The organism is Embleya sp. NPDC008237, assembly GCF_042956465.1.
Taxonomy (GTDB): Bacteria; Actinomycetota; Actinomycetes; order Streptomycetales; family Streptomycetaceae; genus Embleya.
The window spans coordinates 77,135-100,574 of record NZ_JBIBGL010000013.1 but is presented as its reverse complement, the minus strand read 5'-3'; the positions used below and the strand labels follow the sequence as shown (position 1 = coordinate 100,574).

Sequence of the window (23,440 nt, the reverse complement as noted above, 5' to 3'; positions counted from 1 at the left end):
CCCGCCGGGCGGTACTTTCGCGCCGGGAAAGTCCCGAAATCACCGGCGGCTCCACGCCCGCGGTTCCGCACCGGCCCGCGCACCCGCACGCCCGCGAAGGCCCGCGAAGACCCGCGCGTCCAGGCACGCCACGCACCCGAATCCGGGGGAGACATGCGCGTTTTGGGGGGACGGTACGAACTGGCTCAGCCGGTCGGCCACGGCGGCATGGGCGTGGTCTGGCGCGGCGTCGACCGCGAACTCGGCCGCACCGTCGCGGTCAAGGTGCTGCCCGCCGAGCTGACCCGGCAGCAGGAGTTCCGGGACCGGTTCCGGCGCGAGGCCCGCACGGTCGCCGCGCTCTCGCACCCGGGCGTCGCCACGCTGTACGACGTCGGCGAGGACACCACGGACGGCGAACCGACGCCCTTCCTGGTGATGGAGTTCGTCGACGGTCGCACGCTGGCCGAGGCGCTGCACGAGGGCCCGCTGCCGATCGGCCGTACCGTGGCGATCGCCCGCGACGTGGCCGACGCGCTGGTGCACAGCCACGGCCACGGCGTCGTGCACCGCGACCTCAAGCCGGCCAACATCATGCTGACCTCGTCCGGCCGGGTGAAGGTGCTCGACTTCGGCATCGCCAAGGTGCTCGCGGAGACCACCACCCGGCTCACCGCGACCGGGATGACCGTGGGCACCCCCGCCTACCTGTCCCCGGAGCAGATCGAGGGCCGGGACGTGGACGCCCGCACCGACCTGTACTCGCTCGGCGCGCTGATCTACGAACTGCTCGCCGGCCGGCCTCCGTTCCTGGCCGACTCGCCGTTCGCGGTGATGCACCAGCACCTCTCCAAGCCGCCGACGCCGCCGTCCGCGATGCGCCCGCAGGTGCCCGAGGACCTGGACGCGCTGGTGCTGCGCCTGCTGGCCAAGCACCCCGACGACCGGTTCCCGACCGCGAGTCGGCTGCTCGCGGCGCTGGAGGACATCCGTGCCCGGTCGGCGTCGGGCGCACCCGCCCCCGACACCACCCGCAACCCGAACGTCGCCCGCCCGACCAGTCGTGCGACCGAACCGACCACCGAACCGACCCCGGTCCCGGTCCCGGTCACCGCCGGCGACCGAACGCCCGCGCCGCCTCCCCCGGCCCCGCCCGCACCGGGTCCGCCCCGAATGCCGGGCATCCCGCCGTCCGTCGGCTCGGCGCCGCAGCGGTCCGGCGGTGGGCCGTGGGCGATCCGGTTCCGACTCACCGGCGACGGCCTGCTCGCCGTCGCCGGCGGCGCGCTGCTGGCGGCCACGTGGTTGAGCGTGCGTCCGGACGGGTTCAAGGGCTTCAATCAACTGTGCCCGGCCGTGGCCGTGCTCGCCGCCGCCGCGCTGCTGTGGTCGGCCCGACTGGCCGTGCTGCTGGTGTGGGGGCCGCTCGCCGTGTTGGCCGCGGCACTGTTCTCGCCGCAGTACCGCCGCGCCTACCGACGACAGACCTTCACCGCCTACGGCGCCACCGACCACTGGAACGCGAGCGATCTCACCAGCCAGGAGTTCGCCGGCATCGCATCGTTCGCGCTGCTCGCGCTGATCTTCCTGGTCGCCTTCCTGCGTCGGCGGGACACCCCCGGCCTCTACATCGCGGCGTTCTGGCTGTTCGCGGCCCTGACCGGCTGGTCGTGCTCGTCGATGGGCGACGAGAACATGATGGTCGCCCTGTGGATCGTGCTCGGCGCGCTGGTCGCGGTCGAGCTCGCCCGGGAGATCCGGGGTCGGCGGGTGCCCGCGTCGGCGCCGAGATTGCCTCGGCATCCGATGCAACCCGGATGACCGCTCGTGCGTCGACATGATGAGGACCCGCCGGGGGATTGCCGTCCCTGACCCGGCGGGCCCGTTTCATGCCGAAGTCTTCCGATGGCACATCAGGTGCCCTTGAACTCCGGGGTCTTCTTCTCCGCGAAGGCTCGCGGACCGATCTTGGCGTCGTCGCTCATGAACACCCGCATGCCGATCTGCGACTCCAGCTTGAACGCATCTTCCTCGGTCAACTGGTCGGTTTCACGCAGAACGCGCAGGACTGCCTGAACGGCGATCGGACCATTGGCGGCGATCTGGTGGGCGATCTCCTTCGCCTTCTCCAGTGCGCCGCCATCCGGCACGACATGCCCGATCAAACCGAGCTCCTTGGCCTCGGGCGCCTTGATGTGGCGGCCCGTGAGCAGCAGGTCGGCGGCGACAGTGTACGGAATCTGACGGCGCAGGCGCACCGCCGACCCGCCGAGCGGGAACAGGCCCCAGCGGACCTCGGACACGCCGAAGCGCGCCGACTCGCCGGCCACCCGGATGTCGGTGGCCTGAAGGATCTCGGTGCCGCCCGCGATGGCGGGCCCCTCGATCGCGGCGATCAGGGGCTTGGTGAGGGTGAAGCCCTTGAGACACCACTTCATCACGGACATGTCCATGGCCGGCCTGCCTTCGCCGCCCTTGAACGCGTCGCCCGGCGCGCGCCGGCTCATCGCCTTCAGGTCGGCGCCCGCGCAGAACGCGCCGCCGGCGCCGGTGAGGATGGCGACCCGGATCTCCGGGTTGTCGTTGACCTCGTCCCAGGCGGCCTCCAGGATCTCGATCATCTCGCCGGTGACCGCGTTCCGGGCCTCCGGGCGGTTCATCGTGATGATCAGGACGTGACCGTCCCGCTCGACCAGGGCGTGGGGTTCGCTCATGTTCTGTTCGTCTCCAGGAATCACAGGGATGCGGCGCCGGCGCGGCCGGGCCGAAGGCGGGGTCGGGTCGGACGGGATCAGGCGAACTCGCCCGCGGCCGTGGCGGCGAAGCCGGCGCCGATCCGCAGCGCCTGCTCGGTCGCGCCGCCGAGCGAGAGTTCGAGCTGCTTGGCGTGGTTGAAGTAGCGGTGCACGAAGTGTTCCTCGGCCACGCCCATGCCGCCGTGCACGTGCACCGCCGCATGTGCCACGCGGTGTCCGCCGTCGGCCGCCCAGAACTTCGCGGTCGCGATCGCCTCGGCCGCGTCCAGTCCCTCGGCGACCCGCCAGGCGGCCTGCCACGTGGTCAGCCGGATGCCCTCGACATCGATGTACGCGTCGGCGAGCCGGTGGCCCACCGCCTGGAAGGAACCGATCGGGCGCTTGAACTGCACACGCTCGCTCGCGTACTTCGCGGTCTCGCGCATCGCCTTCTCGGTCACCCCGAGCTGGGTCGCGCACAGCGCCAGGGTGGCCCGGTCGCGCAGGTCGAGTGCCGCGTCGGGACCGCCGAGCGGCGTGCCCACGGCGTTGTCCAGGGTGACCAGCCCCGCGATCTCCTTGGCCGTGGTCAGCTGGGCCTCGATCCGCACCCCAGCGGCCTTCGGGTCGACCAGGAACACCCCGGCGTGGCCGTCCGCGTCCGCGGACACCAGGATCAGGTCGGCGACGGTCGCGGCCGGCACCCCGGTCTTGACCCCGTCGAGGTGCCAGACCCCGTCCGTGTGCACCGCCTTGGTGGCGGGCGCGGCACCGTCCCGGCCGAACGGCTCGGCGAGCGCGTAGGTCAGGATCCGCGAGCCGTCCACGGCACCCGGCAGCCAGGCCGCCTTCTGCTCGTCGGTGCCCAGCCGGTTCAGCATCGAGGCGGCCACCGCGATCGAGGGCCCGAACGGCACCGGGGCGAGCGTGCGGCCGATCTGTTCCAGGATCAGGCACTGCTCGAAGACGCCGTAGCCGGAGCCGCCGAACTCCTCCGGCAGTCCGATCCCGAGCAGGTTGGCCTTGGCCAGTTCCGCCCACAGGTCGCGGTCGAAGCGCGGCGCGCCCTCCTGCTCGACCCTCTTGTCCAGCGCGGTGAGCGCCTCGTGGGTGACCCGCTCGCCGAGGATCCGCCCCGCCAGGCCCACCAGGTCCTGCTGTTCTTCCGTGTAACCGAAGTCCATTTCACCTGTCCTTGTCAGCGTGGTGACGGCGGGTCAGCGGGGCGGTCGCGGCAGGCCGAGGCCCAGCATCGCGATCATGTCGCGCTGTACCTCGTTGGTGCCGCCACCGAAGGTGAGGATGAGCGCCGTGCGGTGCATCTTCTCCAGCCGGCCGCGCAGCACCGCGCCGGGCGAGTCCTGCTGGAGGTAGCCGTCCTCACCCATGCACTCCATCAGCAGCCGGTAGGCCTCGGTGGCGAACTCGGTGCCGAAGATCTTGGTCGCCGACGCGTCGGCGGGGCCGACCTTGGTGCCGTGGTCGACCGACCAGGCGATCTTCCAGTTGACCAGCTTGAGGAACTCGACCTTGGCGTGCACCCGGCCGAGGTTGGCCTGCACGTGCTCGCGGTCGATCACCCGCGAGCCGTCCGGCAGCACGGCCTGCTCCGCCCAGCGCCGGGTCTCGTGCAGCGCGAGCTGGATGGCCGCGGCCGAACACAGCGCCACCCGCTCGCGGTTGAGCTGACCGGTGATCAGCTTCCAACCGCCGTTGAGTTCGCCGACCATCGCCGACGCGGGCACCCGCACGTTCTCGTAGAAGGTCTGTGACGTGGTCTGGCCGCCCATGGTCTTGATCGGGGTCCACGAGAAGCCCTCGGCGTTCGTGGGCACCAGGAACATGGTCAGGCCCTTGTGCCGCGGCGCGTCGGGGTCGGTGCGCGCGGCCAGCCAGACGTAGTCCGCGACGTGGATCAGCGAGGTCCACATCTTCTGGCCGTTGATGATCCAGTCGTCGCCGTCCCGAACCGCCTTGGTGGTCAGCGCGGCCAGGTCGGTGCCCGCGCCCGGCTCGGAGTAGCCGATCGAGAAGTGCATGTCGCCGGCGAGGATCCTGGGCAGGAAGAAGTCGCGCTGCTCCTGCGTGCCGTACTCCATCAGCGTCGGGCCGACGGTGTTGATGGTCAACAACGGCACCGCCGCGCCGGCCAGGGTGGCCTCGTCGGTGAAGATCAGCTGTTCCAGCATCGTGCGGTCCTGGCCGCCGTACTCCTTGGGCCAGCCGATGCCCAACCAGCCGTCCTCGCCCATCTGCTTGATGACGCGGCAGTACGCGCCGTCCTTGCCCGTCAGGCTGGTCTCGCCCGCGGCCTGCTCGGCCCGGATCTCCGGGGTCATGATCCGCGCGAAGTACTCGCGCAGTTCCCGCCGCAGGTCCTCCTGCTCGGGTGTGTAGGTGATGTGCACGTGATCTCCCTGGTAGCCGTGGAAAGCACTGACAGCCGGTGGTCGATCGCCGGTTGCCGGGACGAAAAGCCGGTCGCCGGGGGCGCGGCGCGGGCGGGGCGCCGGCCGGATCAGCCTCTGGGCAGGCCCAGGATGCGTTCGGCGACGACGTTGAGCTGGATCTCCCGGGTGCCGCCGCCGAGCAGGACGGCCGGCAGCGAGAGGTAGGCGGTGAGCAGTTCGCCGCCGAGGTCGGCGTGGTGGGTGCCGGCCGCGCCGATCCGGTCAAGGCGTGCGGTGACCACGGCCCGCTGGTGCTCGGTGACCGCGAGCTTGAGCACGCTGGAGGCGGCGCCCGGGTTGAGCCCGGACAACTGCTGGAGCGTCGAGCGCAGGGTCAGCGCACGCAGCGCGAAGTGCTCCGCCGCGAAGGCCCCCAGCCGGCTCGCGAGCGCGCCGTCCGCCGCGGCGGCCTCGCCGATGTCGTCGAGCAGCCTGCCGAACGCCTGCATGCCCGGGCCGCCGGCGATCATCACCCGCTCGTTGGCCAGTGTGGTGCGGGCGATCCGCCAGCCCGCGTGCACCTCGCCGACCACCTGGTCGTCGGCCACGAACACGTCGTCGAGGTAGACCTCGTTGAACTCGGACTGGCCGTTGGACTGCTTGAGCGGGCGCACGTCGATGCCGGGCGTGGCCATGTCCACGATGAAGTAGGTGATGCCCTTGTGCTTGGCCGCGTCCGGATCGGTGCGGGCCAGGCAGATGCCGAAGTGGGCCTCGTGCGCCTTGGAGTTCCACACCTTCTGGCCGTTCAGCCGCCAGCCGCCGTCGACCTTCGTGGCACGGGTGCTCAGCGACGCCAGGTCGGAGCCGGCGCCCGGCTCGCTGAACAGCTGGCACCAGATGATCTCGCCGCGCAGCGTGGCCGGCACATAGGCGTCGCGCTGCGCGTCGGTGCCGTGCTCCATGATCGTGGGCAGCGCGAACTCGCCGATGATCGTGCTCGGTTGGGTCAGCCCGACGCGGGCGAACTCCTGCTGGATGACCACCTGTCGGGCCGGGCTCGCGGCGATGCCGTACGGCTTCGGGTAGTGCGGTGAGACGTAGCCGAGTTCGGCCAGGCGCCGCCGACGGGCGGGCTCGGCGAGGGCGTTCGCCTCGGCCAGGTGTGCGGCCACCTCGGCCCGGAAGGCGGCGATGTCGCCCTCGTCGAGTTCGAGGTCGAAGCGCCGGGTGGGGCCGCCGCCGACGCTCGCCAGTGCGGCACGGCCCAATTGTGCGGTCCACTCCCCCGACGGGCCCAGCCACTGGGCCAGGAAGACCGCGCGGCGCCAGTACAGGTGGATGTCGTGTTCCCAGGTGAAGCCGATGCCGCCGAGCATGGTGATGCAGTCGAGGGCGATCTCGCGGGCCGCCGGCAGGCAGACAACGGCGGCCTCGGCGGCGGCCAGGCGCAGTTGCTCGTCGGCGTCGGCGACGGTGTCGTCGGCGGCCCGGGCCCCGTCCCAGGCCGCGGCCGTGGCCAGTTGCAGCCGGGTGAACAGGGTGGCGGCCTTGTGCTTGATCGCCTGGAACGAGCCGACCGCGACGCCGAACTGCTCGCGAATCTTGACGTAGGCGAGCGCGGTCTCGAAGCACCAGCGGGCCACGCCGACCGCCTCGGCCGCGGCGAGCACGGCGGCCAGGTCGCGCACCTTGCCGGTGTCGATCCCGGCCAGCACCCGGGAGGCGGTGATCTCCAGCCCGCGCGTGCGCACCCGGGCGACGCCGCGGGCGAGGTCGACCGGGTCCAGCGGGAGCACCTCGACGGTCTCCTCGCCGGCGGGCTCGACCACGAACCAGATCTGCTCGTCCCGGTCGATGTCGGTGTCGATCCGCGCACCGAGCAGCAGGTGGGTCGCGCCGACCGCGCCCAGGACCGGTTCGGCGATGCCGTCGATCTCCCAGCCGACCCGGGTCCGGCGTGCGGTCAGGCTCGGCGCGACGGCGACCGCGCCGGTGGCGCCCTCGGCGAACAGCGGCAGCAGCGCCTTGCCGACCTCGGGGCCGCCGCAGCGGGCCAGGATGGTGCTGGTCAGCACGGTGGGCAGGTACGGGCCGGGCAGCAGACCACGGCCGGCCTCCTCCAGGGCGACGGCGAGTTCGAGCACGCCCGCGCCCGCGCCGCCGTGCTCCTCGGGCAGGTGCACGGCGGTCAGGCCCTGGCCGACCAGCGTGTCCCAGCAGTCCGGGAGCGCACCGGCGGCGAGTTCGTCGGAGGCTCGGCGGGTGGCCTCGATCGAGGCGTGGCGAGCGACGAAACCGGCGACCGATTCCGCGAACGCCCGGTGCTCGGTGGCGAATCCGATCGGCACTGTGTACTCCCTCACCAATACTTGTCTCGATCAAGTAAGCGGACAGGCTACCTGACTGGATCCGGCGTCGCCAGATCCGCGTCCGCGCGCGGTCGGCGGCCCGGATCGCGAACCGGCCGCCGGCGCGGGGGCCGGGGAAGGTGGTCAGCTCGGGCGCGTGGACGGCAGGCCGAGCTTGCGGTGGTCCCAGGACACGATCCGGTCCGGGACGACCTTGATCACCACGCGCTTGTTCAGCATCATCTCCACGGCCGGGCGCATCTCCTCGGTGTACGGCGCCGCGTAGCGACCGAACACGCTCACCCCCAGCTCCCAGATCCGCTCCGGCTCCTCGACCACCTCGGCCTTGCCGACGATGGACACACCGCGCAGTTCCTCGTAGTACTCGCCCGCCTCGACCAGGCACGTGATGGTCGGGTTGCGGCGCACGTTGAGCACCTTCTGCGCGCGGGCCTTGCTCTCCAGGGCGACCTCGCCCTCCAGGAAGCCGTACCACATGCCGATCGAGTGGATGCTGCCGTCGGCGTTGAGCGTGGACATGGTCATCGAGTGCCGCTCGGCCAGGAACGCGGCCACCTCCTCGTCCGTCATCCGGACCCGATCGCGCTGCTTGACGCCGTGGCCCATGTGCTCGCCCATGCCGAACTCCTTCGCTCTCGCCCACCGGGGATTTTTATTGCCTGGGTCAAACATTGCCACGCCGCGAGGACGATTGACAGACCGTCAGTTCCGCTGCCGACCAACTCCCGAACCATGATTGACAGTGCGTCAGGTCCTGCCTAGCGTCGGCGCCATGACCCGAAGCGACGACTCCGAGGTGCCCGACTACCCGGCCCGACTCCGGCTCGACGGACGCGGTGTCGTCGTGCTCGGCGCAGGCCAGGGCATCGGCCGACAGACCGCGCACGCGCTCGCCCAGTCCGGCGCGCGGGTGTTCGCGGTGGACCGCGAACCGGACCTGGCGAAGGACATCGCCGCGGAGGTCGACGGCATCGCCTGGTCCGGCGACGCCACCTCGCGCGCGGACGTGACCCGGCTGTGGGCCGACGTCCGGGCGCGGTTGGGTCGAGCGCACGCGATCGTCGACATCATCGGCATGAGCAGGTACGCCGACCTGCTCTCCACCACCGACGAGGACTGGACCTGGCATCAGGACATCGTGCTGCGACACGCGTTGCTCGCCCTGCAACTGGGCGGCGCGCACCTGGCCGCACACGGCGGCGGCGCGATCACCTTCGTGGCCTCGGTCTCCGGCCTGACCGGCGCCCCGATGCACGCGGCCTACGGGGCGGCCAAGGCGGGCCTGATCTCACTGGTCCGCTCGGCCGCGGTGGAACTGGGCCCCGCCGGCGTCCGGGTCAACGCGGTCGCCCCCGGCGTGGTCTGGACTCCTCGCGTCTCCGCCTACCTCGGCGAACCGGGCCGCGCCGCCAACGCGGCCAACGCCCCCCTGCGCGACGTGGCCCTACCCGCCGACATCGCCGGCCCCCTCCTCTTCCTCACCAGCGACCTCTCCCGCTACGTGAGCGGCCAGACCCTGACGGTGGACGGGGCGGTGAGCGCCAAGTTCCCCTATCCGCTGCCGGACATGGACGCGGCGCCGCACTGAGATCGGCACACACGACTCAGGCCCACGACACACCGCCGTACTTCCACGCACCGGGATCCGTGTGGGCCGAGGCTGTTGCCCTGCGGCACCGCCTCCGGGAGAAATCGCGGCACCGATGCGCCGGTGTTGCGGATCTCGTGACCTCGATCACTTCCGCCCGACACGATCTCGTACCGCTCCACGCGGATCATGATTTCGAGGCGATCGCCCGGCTCACCGGCCAACCCATCGAGTGGATCGACCACCGCCGACGCTCACCTGAGAGGATGCCGAGGAGGCTGACGGCAGCAAGTGGAGCGAGGAGTACGCGGTGTCCGATGTACGGCGTGTAGGGGTGGTAGGGGCCGGGCTGATGGGGTCCGGGATCATCGAGGTCTGTGCCAAGGCCGGGCTGGACGTGTTGGTGGCGGAGACGAGCAAGGCCGCGGCGGAGGCCGGGCAGGCTCGGGTGACCAAGTCGATCGATCGTGGGGTGAAGGCGGGCAAGCTCGCCGAGGCCGATCGGGACGCGGCGCTGGCCCGGATCACCTACACCACCGACCTGGGCGACTTCGCCGAGCGGGACATGGTGATCGAGGCCGTGGCCGAGCTCGAAGAGCTCAAGACGCAGATCTTCGCCACGCTGGACAAGGTCGTGGTGCGCGAGGACGCGATCCTGGCCTCGAACACGTCCTCGATTCCGATCATGAAACTCGGCATGGCCACGGCCCGGCCGCAGCAGGTCGTCGGCATCCACTTCTTCAACCCGGTGCCGGTGCAGAAGCTGGTCGAGCTGGTGCCCTCGCTGCTCACCGACGAGACGACGGCCGCCCGCGCGGAGGCGTTCGCGGGCGAGGTGCTGGGCAAGACGGTGATCCGCTCGCAGGACCGCGCCGGCTTCGTGGTCAACTCGCTGCTCGTGCCCTATCTGCTCTCCGCGATCCGGATGTTCGAGTCCGGCTTCGCCTCGGCGGAGGACATCGACAACGGCATGGTGCTCGGCTGCGCGCACCCGATGGGCCCGCTGCGGCTGACCGACCTGATCGGTCTGGACACGATCAAGGCGGTCGCGGACAGCCTCTACGACGAGTTCAAGGAGCAGCTGTACAGCTCGCCGCCGCTGCTGCTGCGCATGGTCGACGCGGGGCTGCTGGGCAAGAAGACCGGGCGCGGGTTCTACCAGTACTGAGTCCGGTACCGAGTCCGGCCGGTCCCGGGTCCGGACCCCGAACACGCCTCAGGGCGGTCCCCTGCGGGACCGCCCTGAGGCGTGTACGAGGAGGCTACGGCGTCCGCGCCCCGACCTTGTCGATCCGTACCGAGGCCGACTCCGCGGCAGACTCGGAGGCAATCGCCTCCGCGACCGCCGGCGCCCCCGGCTTCCCGGAGACCTCGGCACCCGCCGCGGGCGCCTGCGGTTCGGCCTTGGCCACCACCACCGCCTGCGCGGTCTGCAGCGGGACCTCCTTGATCAGCAGCACCGCGACCAGCGCGAGCAGGCCGAACGGGGCCGCGAACAGGAAGATGTCGCCGACCGCGTGGCCGTACGAGGCCTCCACGATGCCGCGCGCCGGCTCCGGCAGGTGGTGCACGTTCGGGATCCCGGCCCCGCCACCCGCACCGGACTTCAGCCCGGCGTCGGACAGGTAGCCGGTGACCTTGGTCGCCATCACCGCGCCCAGCGCCGAGACGCCGACCGCGCCGCCCAGGCTGCGGAAGAACGCGACGACCGAACTGGCCGCGCCCAGCTGGTGGATCGGCACCGCGTTCTGCACCGCGAGCACCAGGTTCTGCTGGAGCGCGCCGACGCCCATGCCGAGCAGGAACATGTACCCGCCGAGCACCCACAGGTCGGTGTCCGCGCGGGCGGTGCTCATCAGACCCAGGCCGATGGTCAGCGAGATGCCGCCCATCACCAGGTAGCGCTTCCAGAAGCCGGTCGCGGTGATCAGCTTGCCGACCACGGTCGAGGCGAGCACCAGGCCGCCGATCATCGGCAGCGTCATCAGACCGGAGACGGTCGGCGACTTGCCGCGCGCGATCTGGAAGTACTGGCTGAGGAAGACCGACGAGCCCATCATCGCCAGACCCACCGCGAGGCTGCCGAGCACGGCGAGCACGATGGTGCGCTCCTTGAACAACCACAGCGGGATGATCGGTTCCTTCGCCCGGCCCTCGACCCGGATCGCCAGTGCGATCAGCACCAGCGAACCGAGCACCATCGCCGCGGTCTGCCAGGAGATCCAGGCGTAGTTCTTGCCCGCGAGCGAGACCCACACCAGGAGCACCGAGACACCGGCGCTGATCAGCGTCGCGCCCAGGTAGTCGATGCTGACCTCACGCTTGACCACCGGAAGCTTGAGCGTCTTCTGCAGGATCACGATCGCGGCCACCGCGAACGGCACGCCGACGTAGAAGCACCAGCGCCAACCCAGCCACGGGGTGTCCACGATGACACCGCCGATCAGCGGGCCGCCGACGGTGGCGAGCGCGAACGTGGCGCCGAGGTACCCGCTGTACCGACCGCGCTCGCGCGGCGAGATCATCGCGGCCATGATCACCTGCGCGAGGGCGGTGAGGCCGCCGACGCCGACGCCCTGGATCACCCGGCAGCCGATCAGCATGCTCGTGTTCTGCGAGAGGCCGGCCAGCGCGGAGCCCGCGACGTAGATCACCAGGGCGAGCTGGACCAGCAGCTTCTTGCTGGTCAGGTCCGCGAGCTTGCCCCAGATCGGGGTGGTCGCGGTCATCGCCAGCAGCGTCGCGGTGACCACCCACGTGTACGAGGTCTGGCTGCCGTGCAGGTCGGAGATGATCCGCGGCAGCGCGTTGGACACGATCGTGGACGAGAGGATCGCCACGAACATGCCCAGGAGCAGCCCGGACAGGGCCTCCATGATCTGCCGATGCGACATCGGCTGCGCCGCCACCTCCGCGGCCGGTGCGTCGGTCATACCTTCCCCTTTGCTCTGCTTGCCTCGGATGCTCTGCGCCCGGACGCGGCTTCCCCACCCCCGACACTCGTTGCTTGGTACAACCATAGCGTCCTTTGTTGCTGCAAGCAACTTTCAAGGGATGGTCAAGTCGGCACGCCTCACCGTGATCGAGTGATCACGCAAATAGCATCACCGCACGGCGAAAACCCCTCGATCCGGCGCAGCGGGCGGCACCATCGGCGGCGTGTCCTACCGCACGATCGGCATCGCGGCGATCGTCGTCCCGGCCGTCCGGTTCGTGCCGGCCAACACCGATTCGGCGACGATCCGGTTCTGGATCCCGACCGTCGAAGCGCCGATCCGGATCGTTCCGGCCGGCACCTTCTCGGCGGGCGCGCCGACCGGCTGGTGGGTGAAGGGAAACCGCGCCTGAACGGCCCGATATCCTGGGCCGCATGCTTCGCTCCAGGCTGCGTCCGGCCGTATCCGTGGCGAGCCTGGTGACCGCCGGCGTGCTCGTCGCCGGTTGTTCGAGCACCGGTTCGCCGACCGCCGAGCCCACCTCGGTCACTCCCACCGGCTCGGGGACCACCCCGGTCGGCGCCACCGTGTGCGCCGGGATCCTGCCGACCTCGGCGGTGACCGCCGTACTGCCGGCGGCACCCGCGTTCACCAACAAGGACCATCTGCCGCTGGAGCACTACCCGGTGCTGCGCTGCCAGGTCTCCGCGGGTGATCAGTCCTTCATCGGCTCGGCGTACCTGTTCAACATGGCGGGCGCCGAGCGGGTGCAACTGCCCGGGTTGACCACGACCGGGTCCGCCCCGCTGGGCGACGAGACCAACGGTCTGTACGGCATGGCCGGTGCGGACGACGCGTGGCTCGTGCAGAACTGCAAGGTGCAGAACGTCGAGCAACCGGTGCCGATGCTCGTGCGCGCCCGGACGATCGGACCGGCCGGCGCGCCGGCTCCGCCGGACCGACGACAGCAGTTGGCCGATCTGGCCGTCGACCTCGCCAACGGCGTGGCCAAGGCGGCCGGGTGCGGTGCCGAGCCGACCCCGCGGCCCGGCAAGATCCAGCCCGCGGAAGAGCCGAAGCCGATCACCGACGCGCCCGTGTGCGGCATGCTCGAGCCCGCCGCGCTCGGCCCGCAGGCCGCCGGCGAACAGCGCGCCCGCTGGACCGCCTCCGCCACTCCCCCGGGGCCCGGCGCGATCCAGGGGTGCGATCTGTTCCTGGACGGCAAGCGGGTGTTGTCCTTCGCCATCGTGCACGGCTACCTGGCTCCCGGCGCGGAGATCCCGGGCGAACGCGCCGCCCTGTCCGAGCGGCTGCCCACCGGCGGCGTGCCCAACGACGCCCAGCTCGCGGGCACCGTCGAGGGCAAGGTGCTGGGCATGTGCAACAACCACACCGTCGCCTACCAGCTCAGCCGCCACAACGGCGAGGATCCCGCCGGTCTGACCCTGGGCCAACCCACCGAGACGTTCTTCAAGGCCTTCGCGAACGGCGCCTCGCGCTGGGGGTACAAGTGCGACCCCATCGCCCCGAACGCCGACTGGCAGATCCGCCGCTGACCGACGACGGGGCCGCCGCACGGTATGCGTGCGGCGGCCCCGTCGAGGACGCTCCCGGTCGTGTCGGTGACGCGCGCGGCACGCCTGCCGATCCGGCCGGATCGCGGCGCGGGCCCGTCCCTCACGAGGGTGACGCCCGGCCCGGCACGACCGAGTCGCACCAGGCCCGGGTCACCCACGTGAGGTAGACCGGCCGTCAGCGCACCTCCGCCGACTCCCGGGTCGGCGCCGGCAGCGACTGCGGTTGGGCCGTCTTGCCCTGTCCGCCGCCCTGTTCCGGCTTCGGCTGCTCCCCGCCCGCGGGCGGGAGGTCGGCCAGGAACTTCTTCTCGACGTCCGGGTTCTCCTTCAGGTAGGCCTTGACGCCCTCGGCGGCGGCGTTCGGCTTGCCCTCGAAGTCGACGAAGACCTTCTTCTCCAGCGGACCGAGCACCGAGTCGTCCAGCTTGAGGTTCTTCACCCAGGTGTTCACCTGGGGGAAGTCCTTCGCGAAGCCCTTGCGGCCGATCGAACTGATCCAACCCGGCGCGCCATAGGACTGCTTCGGGTCGGCCAGCGGCTTGATGTCGTACTTCGTGTACGCCCAGTGCGGGCGCCACATCGTCACCACGATCGGCTTGCCCGCCGCCATCTGCCGGTCCAACTCGGCGATCATCGCGGGTGTACTGCTCTTGACCAGGTCGAAGTCGAGCCCGTACTCCGGGATCAGCTTCTTCTCGGTCAGGTCCATGATGTTCGCGCCGGGCTCGATGCCGACGATCCGGCCGCCGAACTCCTTCTCGTGTCCCTTGAGATCCTCGACCGAGTTGTAGGGGAGGTTCTTCGGGACGGCGAGCTGCACGTCGACGTTGTTGTACCACTGCCCGATCTCTTCGAGCTTGGGCCCGTACTCGTCCATGTACTTCTTGTGCAGCGTGGGCAACCACGCGTCCAGGAAGAGGTCGATGTCGCCGCGCGCGATGCCCTGGAACAGCGGGCCCACGTCCAGTTGCTTGAGCGTCACGTCGTAGCCGCGCTTCTCCAACAACTGCTTGTACACGTTGGTGACCACGACGTCCTCCTCCCACGGGATCCAGCCGATCGTGATCTTCTTCCGACCGTTGTCCGTGGCGCCGAGTCCGAAGCCGCCCAGCAGGCCCGCGACGAGCGCGACCGCGACCACGCCACCGACCGCGACGACCGGGCGCGGACGCCAGTCCAGCAGCCACTTGGGCGTGAAGCCGTCGGCCGAACGCTCGGTCGCCGAGCGCTTGGCCCGGGCCTCGACCCGTTGTCCGGCCGCGCTGACCGTACGGTCCAGGTAGATCGCGAGCACGACCACCGCGACACCGGCCTCGACGCCCAGGCCCACGTTGTTGTTCGACAACGCGCCGAACACCTCGCTGCCCAGGCCGCCCGCGCCGACGATGCCGGCGGTGACCACCATCGACAGCGACAACATGATGACCTGGTTGACGCCGGCCATGATGGTCGGCAGCGCGAGCGGGAACTGGATGTCCTTGAGGATCTTCCACTCGCTCGTGCCGAACGCCTCACCGGCCTCGACCATCTCCGCGTCGACGCTGCGGATGCCCAGTTCGGTCATCCGCACGCCCGGCGGCAGCGCGAAGACCACGGTGGCCACGGCGCCCGGTACCGCACCGATACCGAAGAACGTGATCGCCGGGATCAGGTACACGAAGGCGGGCATCGTCTGCATGAAGTCCAGCACCGGCTTGACCACGGTGCCCACCGCACGGCTGCGCGCGGTCAGGATGCCCAGCGGGATCGCGATCAGCAGCGCGACCGCCGCCGAGACCAGCACCAGGGCCAACGTGGACATCGCCGGCTGCCACATGTCCAGGCCGTCGATGAGCAGGAAGCCCACCGCCGCGAGCAGCCCGAACAGCAGGCCCCGCACCGCCCAGCCGATCGCCGCGAACAGCACGACCACGGCCGGCAGCGGCGAGTCGGTCAGCCAGTCGGCGAGGTGGGTGATCGCGCCGCCCACCACGCTCTGGATGAAGTCGAACAACCACGAGAAGTGGTCGCGCATGAAGTCGACCAGGCTCTCCGCCCAGTCGCCCAGGTGAATCCTAGGCATCGTCACGCACCTCGCCCTCGGGCACGACCCGCTCGCCGGCCGGAGCCGGCACCCGCGGGTCGATCGGGGCGGGCCGCTCCGCGGCGCCGGCGGGTATCAGCTTCTCCGAAGGCCCCGCGGGCACCAGCATCTTGACGCTGCCCGTGTCGGTCACGCCGAGCGTGCCGCCCTCGGTGTCGCCCGATCCGCTCTGCGCGGCGTTGCCGAGCGCGGCCAGCAGGCTCACCCGGGGAATCACCCCGACCAGTCGCATCGCCTCGTCCACCACCGCGAGCGGCAACCTGCTCTCCGCACACGGCGTGAACAGCTCGGCGACCGGGGTCTGCGGGGTCACCGTGACCACGTCCAGGGTCGGATCGGGCCGGATGCTCCGGTCACCGATCCGCGCGGCCTCGGTGACCGCGGCGTCGGTGACCGCGCCCAGCAGTCGGCGGCCGTTCTCGCGCGAGTCCACCACGAATGCCGCCGTGGTCTGCGCCTCGCGCATCGTGCGCATCGCGACCCGGGGCCCCTCGCCGCACGTCACCGTGGCCCGCGAGTCCTCCATGATCGAACCGGCGGTCAGCACCCGGGTACGGTCCACGTCCGCGACGAAGGACGCCACGTAGTCGTTGGCGGGGTCGGTCAGGATGTCCTCGGCGGTGCCGATCTGGACCACCCGACCGTCGCGCATCACCGCGATCCGGTCACCGAGGCGCATCGCCTCGTTGAGGTCGTGCGTGATGAACACGATGGTCTTGTGCAGCTTCTCCTGGAGCTCCAGGAGTTGGTCCTGCATCTCGCGCCGGATCAGCGGGTCGAGCGCGCTGAACGACTCGTCCATCAGCAGGATGTCGGCGTCCGTGGCGAGCGCGCGGGCCAGGCCGACCCGCTGCTGCATGCCGCCGGACAACTCGCCCGGCGCGGACTCCTCCCAGCCGGCCAGGCCGACCAGGGCCAGTGCCTCGCGGGCTCGTCGATCGCGCTCGGCCGCCGGCACCCCCTGCACGGACAGCCCGTAACCGGCGTTCTCCAGCACCGTGCGATGCGGGAACAGCGCGAAGTGCTGGAAGACCATGCTGATCCGCCGGGCGCGCACGTCGCGCAACTCCTTGGCGGGCAACGAGGTCAGATCCCGGTCGTCGATGTAGACGGCGCCGGCGGTGGCGTCCAGGAGACCGTTGAGCATCCGCAGCAGCGTCGACTTGCCCGAACCGGACAGGCCCATCACCACGAAAATCTCGCCCTCCGCGACGTCGAACGAGACGTCGATGACGGCCGGGGTGGCATTGCTCTTGCGTACGTCGTCACGGCTCTCGCCGGCGCGGAGTCGCCGGACCGCATCGTCGGCGCGCCGGCCGAAAATCTTGTACAGGCCTTCGGCCCTGAGTCTGGACACGCATACCTCGTCATTAGGGCCGCGGGGGAACGGAACCGTTGACTTCGGTTCCGGGCCGGAGCACCGCCGTGATGAGGGCACCGGCGCCGCGGGCTGTGGATGCGGGGATACGGCCGCCGCAAAAACGTCACGGCAGCGGCGCACGTCCGGGGTCGAACGCCTTTTCCGGGGCAGGCCCGGAAAAAGTTGTATCCCGCATTTGTTACCGGGCGTGACTTGCCCGAGCTATTCCGATGAGAAACATATGGAGATTCTCATCTCACGAACGCGTTCGCATATGTCCGAATCAATCCATTGATCACCCGATTTCAAGCGGCCTTTCGGCCGTGATCCCGTGGTGATCATGACGTGATCACATCGACATATTCGTACCTCTCGGTCATCGAACGCGTACCCGACGCCGAAACGTCGACGTCCACCGTCGCACACGAACCCGCCATCGCCCGAATGGCCGTGGCGCGGCCGGGGCGCACATGCCCCATAGGGGTGACGTTCCCGCATTCTCCAGGTGACACAACGTCACCACGCGGTAACGTCCCGGCGCGAGAACGCAGACGGCGAACCCCACTGTTGCACGCCCCCCTACCGATGGAGCCTTCCGTGTCACGCTTGCTCGACGTCAGCCCCGAGGTCCGCGCCGAGATCGGCGACGACGAGGCCGCCCGCCTGGTGGCCGGGGAGACCGGCCCCCAGACCTACGCGTGCGCCTCGTGCCGCGGCGAGGGCGACACCACCTCCGTGGAGACCAGCGCGCTGTTGTACCTGGCCGAGGAGACCGCGGTGCTCGCGTTCGCGCACACGCGCTGCATCCCCTCGCAGGTGATCCCGGTGTCCGAGGCGGCGGTCGAACCGCTGCTCGCGGCGCAGGCCAATCCCGGGCTCGCGGTGCAGACGGTGGTGCCGGGCGGGCCGGTGCCGATCTCGATCACCGGCAGCATGGTGGTGTGCGCGGGCGTGACCTACGCGGCGCTGGTGGTCGAGCCGGGGGCGGCCGTGGCCCGCCCGGGCACCCCCGGTGCGCAGGACGAGTTCCTCTCGCTGCTCGGCGAGCGCGGGTTCGCACCGATCGCCACGCCGGACGAGACCCTGCCGCCGCTGCTCGGCGGCTGGTCGGTGCAGATGACCGACGGCTACCTGACCGCGGTGCTCTTCCCGGGCGCGGGTGGCCGGACCGAGGCGTGGTGGCAGGCGCAGACCCCGGCCGAGGTGCCCGAGGCATGGCTGAACGCCGCCAAGACGCACGGCGTGGTGCTCCTGTTCGCCGCCCCGGTGGGCACGATCGGCATCCACACCGGCAACGACGAGTTGGCCGCCGCGCTGAGCGAGGCGGGTCGGCGCAACCTGCTGGCCGCCGGGTCCGTGCCGGTCAGCGGCATCTGAACGAGCGTCGGCGCCTCGACCCGGCGGGGCGGCCGGGCGGGCGCCGCGGGCACGGGCGGAGGCGGCCGATTCCGGGCCGCCTCCCGCACTCCGATAGCGTGCCTGGCCTATGGAGCACTACGACGCGGCCTACGGCGACGAACTGGTTTCCCACGACCGGCGGCACATCTGGCACCCGTACGCGAGCACCGAGGGCGACGCGCCGCTGTTCCCCGTGGTCGGCGCCGAAGGGGTTCGGCTGCGGCTCGCCGACGGTCGCGAGCTCGTCGACGGGATGTCCTCGTGGTGGGCGGCGATCCACGGCTACAACCACCCCGTGCTGAACGCCGCCGCGCACGCGCAGGTGGACACGATGGCGCACGTGATGTTCGGCGGGCTGACCCATCCGCCGGCCGTGCGGCTCGCCCGGCGGCTGGTGGAGATCACCCCCGAGCCGCTGAACAAGGTCTTCTTCGCCGACTCCGGCTCGGTCGCCGTCGAGGTGGCGCTCAAGATGGCGCTGCAATACCAGCGAGGGCGCGGGCGGCCCGAACGCACCCGGCTGCTCACCGTACGCGGCGGGTATCACGGCGACACGTTCGGCGCGATGTCGGTGTGCGATCCGGTCGGCGGCATGCACCACCTGTTCTCCGGGGTGCTGCCGGCCCACCTGTTCGCGCCGATTCCACCGGCCGGGTTCGACACCGCGCTGCGCGCCGAGGACACCGCGGCGATCGAGGACCTGCTGGATCGGTACGGCTCGACGATCGCGGCCGTGGTCCTGGAGCCGATCGTGCAGGGCGCGGGCGGAATGCGCTTCCACTCCCCCGCGTATCTGCGCCGGATCCGGGAACTGTGCACGCGCTTCGGGGTGTTGCTGATCGCGGACGAGATCGCCACCGGCTTCGGCCGGACCGGCGCGTTGTTCGCGTGCGAACACGCGGGAATCGCACCGGACATCATGTGCCTGGGCAAGGCACTGACCGGCGGCTACCTGACCATGGCCGCAACACTGTGCACCGACGAGGTGGCCGAGACCATCTCGCGCGGCGAGGGCGGCGCATTCATGCACGGCCCCACGTTCATGGCCAATCCGCTCGCGGCGGCGATCGCCGGGGCGAGTGTGGACCTGCTCCTGTCCACCCCTTGGCGGGAACGCATAGCCGCCGTTTCCGAGGGCCTCCGCACCGGCCTGGCCCCGGCCCGCGACCTCCCCGGCGTGGTCGACGTCCGCGTCCTCGGCGCCATCGGCGTGATCGAACTCGCCGCCCCCGTGGACATGGCCGTCGTGCAACCCGCCTTCGTCGAACAGGGCGTCTGGATCCGCCCGTTCGGCAAACTCGTCTACACGATGCCGCCATACGTGATCACCCCGGAAGACCTGGGCACGGTCACTCGGGCCATGGTCGAGGTGGTCCGCACCCACACCTGATCCCCGCGGTGCCCACACATCGGGTCACCACGCCACGCCCCCACCCACGCCGCCCCGCCTCGCCGCAGCCGCGACCCCGGGCTACTCCACCTCGGCGCGCCCCCGCCCCACCCCAACGTCACTCGATATCCCCGCAACCGGCGGGCGTTCCGGTCGTTGGGCCTGGTGTGTTCAGTTTCGACGACTCCATCAGCAGCCGGGCCCTCGGCCATCCCGTAGTCGCCGTCGGGGCTCCCGCGGCGCCCACCCATGACGTTCTGACGCCGATCTACAACGCGCTGGAGACCGAGTGGCGGCGGATGTTCCGCGCCGTCCCGCACGAGCGCTCGAACGAGGACTTCGCGGCGAGCCGGCCGTCCTACGGCGCGCCCGCGGCGATCAGCCACTCGTACGCGCAGGATCCGCCGTTCCCGAACTTCTCGCTGCCCACCCAGGGCGGCTACACCACGTACGGCCGGCACCGCGGCGCCTCCCTGGTGCCCGCCCAGCCCGCACGCGTCCCCGGCCCGCATGTCCCCGGCGGGCACGGCCACCTGCCGCTCTAGTGCCGCGCCCGGGCCGGCGGGAAACGGCGGGAAACGCCGAGGAGGGCCCGGACGCCGGCGGCGTTCGGGCCCTCCTCGTGGGTACGGTCAGCGACCGGTCTTGTTGCGACCGCGCTTCTCCCTGACCTTCATCCGGATCTCGATCGGCGTGCCCGGGAAGCCGAACTCCTCGCGCAGCCGGCGCTCGATGAAGCGGCGGTAGCCGGCCTCCAGGAAGCCGCTGGTGAAGAGCACGAAGCGCGGCGGCTTGGTGCCCGCCTGGGTGCCGAACAGGATGCGCGGCTGCTTGCCCCCGCGGATCGGGTGCGGGTGGGAGGCCACCAGCGTGCCCAGGAACGCGTTCAGCTGGCCGGTGGGGATGCGCTTCTCCCAGCTGGCCAGCGCGGTCTCGATGGCCGGGACCAGCTTCTCCATGTGCCGGCCGGTCAGCGCCGAGACGTTCACCCGAGGCGCCCAGGTGACCTGGACCAGGTCCTGCTCGATCTCGCGTTCGAGGTAGTAGCGGCGCTCCTCGTCCATCAGGTCCCACTTGTTGTACGCGATCACGATCGCGCGCCCCGCCTCGACCGCGAGCGAGATGATCCGGGTGTCCTGCTCGGTCAGCCGCTCGCTGGCGTCGATCAGGATCACCCCGACCTCGGCCTTCTCCAGCGCCGCCGTGGTGCGCAGCGACGCGTAGAAGTCGGCGCCCTGGGTCAGGTGCACCCGCCGGCGGATGCCCGCGGTGTCGATGAACTTCCAGGTCTTGCCGCCGAGCTGGATCAGCTCGTCGACCGGGTCGCGCGTGGTGCCCGCGACCTTGTCCACGACCACCCGGTTCTCGCCGGCGACCTTGTTCAGCATGCTCGACTTGCCCACGTTCGGGCGGCCGAGCAGCGCGACCCGGCGCGGGCCGCCCTCCTGCACACCGAAGCGCTGCGCGGGGGCCTCCGGCAGGATCGCCAGCGCCGCGTCGAGCAGGTCGCCGCTGCCTCGGCCGTGCACGGCGGAGACGGGCCAGGGCTGACCCAGACCGAGCGACCACAGCGCGGCGGCGTCCGCCTCCTGCGCCATGTTGTCGACCTTGTTGGCGGCCAGCACGACCGGCTTGCCGGCCTTGCGCAGCACCCGGACGACGGCCTCGTCACTGTCGGTGGGGCCGACGATCGCGTCGACCACGAACATCACCGCGTCCGCCGAGTCGATCGCGTACTCGGCCTGGACCGCGACCGACAGGTCGATCCCGACCACGTCGCGTTCCCAGCCGCCGGTGTCGACCACGGTAAAGCGTCGGCCGTTCCAGGTGGCCTCGTAGTACACGCGGTCGCGGGTCACCCCGGGGGTGTCCTCCACGACCGCCTCGCGGCGCCCGATGATCCGGTTGACCAGCGTGGACTTGCCCACGTTGGGGCGACCCACGACGGCGAGCACCGGCAGCGGTCCACCGGACTCGTCACCGTGCTCGCCCCGGTCGGGGGTGTCCCCTTCCAGGTCGACCCATTCCTCGGGGTCGTAGCCCGCCTCCCACGCCTCCGGGTCGAAGGCGCCCTCGGTCGTGGCGTCGGCGTGCTGCTCCATGGGGGTGTTCCTCGTTCGGGTAGCGGTACGGGTGAAGATCGTGGTCAGCCGGCGCGGCCGGTCATCCGCTCGGCCTCGCGCAGGTGCGCGGTGAGCCGTTCGACGATGCGGTCGGACGCGGCCTGGACGGCCTTGCGGGTGGCCCGGCGGTCGGCGTTCTCGACCGCCTGGAAGGGCTTGCCGTAGACCACGTCGATCCGGGAGCGCAGACCCGGCAGTGCACCGATCGAGGATCCCCGCGCGCCGGTGCCGAGGCACGCCACCGGGACGATGGGTGCCCCGGAGCGCAATGCCAGATATGCAAGTCCATTGTGCACTGCCGAGAAGTCGGCCTGTCCCCGCGTGCCCTCCGGGAACACGCCGAGTGCGCCGCCGCCCGCCAGTACGTCGAGCGAATCGGTGATCATCTTGCGGTCGGCGACCCCACGCTGGACCGGGATGTGGCCGATCCCGCGCAACACCGGGCCCAGCGCGCCGGTGAACATCTCGCGCTTGACCAGCACCTGCGTGGGCCGCGGCGCGAACGCGAAGAGCATCGGCCCGTCGACGAAGTTGGCGTGGTTGCCCGCCAGGATCACCGGGCCGGCCATCGGCACGTGCCATGCGCCCAGCGCGCGCACCCGCCAGAAGCTGCGCAGCAGCGGTTCGCCGATGAAGTGCGCGGCCCCGGCGAGCGGGGGCTTCGAGGTGGTCCCGAAGGCCGCGGTCACCGCACGTGTTCCGCGACCAGGGCGAGCAGGTGGTCGACCACCTGGTCGCGGTTCAGCTCGGTGGTGTCCACCAGGATCGCGCCCTCGGCCATCCCCGCGGGCGCGACCGCGCGACCGGAGTCCAGCGCGTCCCGGCGGGCCAGGTCGGCCCGGGTCGCCTCGACGCTGGTGGCCTGCGTACCGGTCAGCTCGGCGTTGCGGCGTGCGGCGCGGGCCGCCTCGGATGCGGTCAGGTAGACCTTGACCGCCGCGTCGGGCGCGACCACGCTCGCGATGTCGCGGCCCTCGACCACGATGCCGCCGGCGCCGATCACGGCCCGCTGGAGGTCGACCAGGCGGGTGCGCACCTGCGGTACGGCGCTGACCGCGCTGACCGCCTTGGTCACCTCGTCGGTACGGATCGGGCCGGCCGCGTCCCGGCCGTCCACCGTGATGGTGGGCCCGTCCGGCGCGGTCCCGGAGACGATCTGCGGCTTGTCCGCGACGGCGGCCACGGCGGCGGGGTCGTGGATGTCGATGTCGTTGCCGAGCATCCACCACGTCATCGCCCGGTACATCGCACCCGTGTCCAGGTAGCGCAGGCCCAGCCGGGCGGCGACCGCGCGGGAGACGCTGGACTTTCCGGACCCTGACGGACCGTCGATGGCGACCACGACGGTCGCGAGCGGCGTACGGGCTTCCACGGTCGCCGACCTTTCGCTTGTTGCCGGCACGGGGGCCGTCACGGGTATTGCCGAACCGGGCGGCGCAGTCGAGGCCGCGGGGCGATAGGACACCGCCCGAGGGTACCGTCACGGATAGCCTTGATCGGTTCCCC

General features: G+C 71.1%; 19 protein-coding genes. 8 read left to right on the top strand and 11 right to left on the bottom strand.

Annotated elements, in window-relative coordinates:
- Positions 1–153 precede the first annotated feature (153 nt).
- Positions 154–1,800 (top strand): protein kinase, encoded by a 1,647-nt coding sequence (locus tag ACFZBU_RS30685; protein WP_391586942.1) that lies wholly within the window; start codon positions 154–156, stop codon positions 1,798–1,800.
- Between the two features lie 92 nt (positions 1,801–1,892).
- On the opposite strand, the gene ACFZBU_RS30680 is transcribed toward ACFZBU_RS30685, so the two are convergent.
- The 5 genes from ACFZBU_RS30680 to ACFZBU_RS30660 form a co-directional block, all read right to left on the bottom strand.
- A complete protein-coding gene (locus ACFZBU_RS30680; RefSeq protein ID WP_391586941.1) occupies positions 1,893–2,693 on the bottom strand; it encodes a crotonase/enoyl-CoA hydratase family protein in 801 nt (266 codons plus the stop codon).
- Positions 2,694–2,770: 77 nt separating this feature from the next.
- Positions 2,771–3,898: an acyl-CoA dehydrogenase family protein gene (locus ACFZBU_RS30675; RefSeq protein ID WP_391586940.1), complete on the bottom strand. Its 1,128-nt coding sequence runs from the start codon at positions 3,896–3,898 to the stop codon at positions 2,771–2,773.
- Positions 3,899–3,931: 33 nt separating this feature from the next.
- Complete coding sequence (locus tag ACFZBU_RS30670; RefSeq protein WP_391586939.1) at positions 3,932–5,122, bottom strand: acyl-CoA dehydrogenase family protein; 1,191 nt, start codon at positions 5,120–5,122, stop codon at positions 3,932–3,934.
- A 110-nt stretch (positions 5,123–5,232) separates the two neighbouring features.
- A complete protein-coding gene (locus ACFZBU_RS30665; protein WP_391586938.1) occupies positions 5,233–7,455 on the bottom strand; it encodes an acyl-CoA dehydrogenase in 2,223 nt (740 codons plus the stop codon).
- 144 nt (positions 7,456–7,599) lie between these two features.
- The gene (locus ACFZBU_RS30660; RefSeq protein ID WP_391586937.1) at positions 7,600–8,094 is read right to left on the bottom strand and encodes a pyridoxamine 5'-phosphate oxidase family protein; all 495 of its coding nucleotides are present in this window, start codon (positions 8,092–8,094) and stop codon (positions 7,600–7,602) included.
- A 154-nt stretch (positions 8,095–8,248) separates the two neighbouring features.
- Between ACFZBU_RS30660 and ACFZBU_RS30655 the strand changes: the two genes are divergently transcribed.
- Together ACFZBU_RS30655 and ACFZBU_RS30650 are read left to right on the top strand one after the other, a co-directional pair.
- The gene (locus ACFZBU_RS30655; RefSeq protein ID WP_391586936.1) at positions 8,249–9,064 is read left to right on the top strand and encodes an SDR family NAD(P)-dependent oxidoreductase; all 816 of its coding nucleotides are present in this window, start codon (positions 8,249–8,251) and stop codon (positions 9,062–9,064) included.
- Between the two features lie 310 nt (positions 9,065–9,374).
- The gene (locus ACFZBU_RS30650) at positions 9,375–10,232 is read left to right on the top strand and encodes a 3-hydroxybutyryl-CoA dehydrogenase (protein WP_391586935.1); all 858 of its coding nucleotides are present in this window, start codon (positions 9,375–9,377) and stop codon (positions 10,230–10,232) included.
- 94 nt (positions 10,233–10,326) lie between these two features.
- On the opposite strand, the gene ACFZBU_RS30645 is transcribed toward ACFZBU_RS30650, so the two are convergent.
- Positions 10,327–11,997, bottom strand: a complete 1,671-nt coding sequence (locus tag ACFZBU_RS30645) for an MDR family MFS transporter (protein ID WP_391586934.1) — start codon at positions 11,995–11,997, stop codon at positions 10,327–10,329.
- A gap of 226 nt (positions 11,998–12,223) precedes the next feature.
- Here ACFZBU_RS30645 and ACFZBU_RS30640 point away from each other — a divergent pair, with 226 nt between their 5' ends.
- A complete protein-coding gene (locus tag ACFZBU_RS30640) occupies positions 12,224–12,412 on the top strand; it encodes a LapA family protein (RefSeq protein WP_391586933.1) in 189 nt (62 codons plus the stop codon).
- A gap of 22 nt (positions 12,413–12,434) precedes the next feature.
- Entirely contained in the window at positions 12,435–13,559 is a 1,125-nt protein-coding gene (locus ACFZBU_RS30635) for a hypothetical protein (RefSeq protein WP_391586932.1), read from the top strand.
- A gap of 196 nt (positions 13,560–13,755) precedes the next feature.
- Here the strand turns inward: ACFZBU_RS30635 and ACFZBU_RS30630 are convergent, their stop codons facing one another.
- Both ACFZBU_RS30630 and ACFZBU_RS30625 read right to left on the bottom strand, forming a co-directional pair.
- On the bottom strand, positions 13,756–15,642 hold the full coding sequence (locus tag ACFZBU_RS30630; RefSeq protein WP_391586931.1) for an ABC transporter permease/substrate binding protein: 1,887 nt from the start codon (positions 15,640–15,642) through the stop codon (positions 13,756–13,758).
- Positions 15,635–17,020 carry a glycine betaine/L-proline ABC transporter ATP-binding protein gene (locus ACFZBU_RS30625; RefSeq protein WP_391586930.1) on the bottom strand — a complete coding sequence of 462 codons (1,386 nt, stop codon included), beginning with the start codon at positions 17,018–17,020 and terminating at the stop codon, positions 15,635–15,637. The genes ACFZBU_RS30630 and ACFZBU_RS30625 overlap by 8 nt, the downstream gene beginning before the upstream one ends.
- Before the next feature lie 600 nt (positions 17,021–17,620).
- On the opposite strand from ACFZBU_RS30625, the gene ACFZBU_RS30620 reads away from it, so the two are divergent.
- From ACFZBU_RS30620 to ACFZBU_RS30610, 3 genes are all read left to right on the top strand, one after another.
- Positions 17,621–18,400: a hypothetical protein gene (locus ACFZBU_RS30620; RefSeq protein WP_391586929.1), complete on the top strand. Its 780-nt coding sequence runs from the start codon at positions 17,621–17,623 to the stop codon at positions 18,398–18,400.
- A 109-nt stretch (positions 18,401–18,509) separates the two neighbouring features.
- Complete coding sequence (gene bioA / locus ACFZBU_RS30615; RefSeq protein ID WP_391586928.1) at positions 18,510–19,811, top strand: adenosylmethionine--8-amino-7-oxononanoate transaminase; 1,302 nt, start codon at positions 18,510–18,512, stop codon at positions 19,809–19,811.
- A gap of 167 nt (positions 19,812–19,978) precedes the next feature.
- Positions 19,979–20,356 carry a hypothetical protein gene (locus ACFZBU_RS30610; RefSeq protein WP_391586927.1) on the top strand — a complete coding sequence of 126 codons (378 nt, stop codon included), beginning with the start codon at positions 19,979–19,981 and terminating at the stop codon, positions 20,354–20,356.
- 87 nt (positions 20,357–20,443) lie between these two features.
- On the opposite strand, the gene der is transcribed toward ACFZBU_RS30610, so the two are convergent.
- Genes der through cmk form a run of 3 tightly spaced genes read right to left on the bottom strand, consistent with a single transcriptional unit; the run spans position 20,444 to position 23,306 of the window.
- The gene (gene der / locus ACFZBU_RS30605; RefSeq protein ID WP_391586926.1) at positions 20,444–21,913 is read right to left on the bottom strand and encodes a ribosome biogenesis GTPase Der; all 1,470 of its coding nucleotides are present in this window, start codon (positions 21,911–21,913) and stop codon (positions 20,444–20,446) included.
- Positions 21,914–21,957: 44 nt separating this feature from the next.
- Entirely contained in the window at positions 21,958–22,623 is a 666-nt protein-coding gene (locus tag ACFZBU_RS30600; protein ID WP_391586925.1) for a lysophospholipid acyltransferase family protein, read from the bottom strand.
- Entirely contained in the window at positions 22,620–23,306 is a 687-nt protein-coding gene (cmk, locus tag ACFZBU_RS30595) for a (d)CMP kinase (protein ID WP_391586924.1), read from the bottom strand. Before cmk ends, ACFZBU_RS30600 begins: the two co-directional genes overlap by 4 nt.
- Between the last annotated feature and the right edge of the window lie 134 nt (positions 23,307–23,440).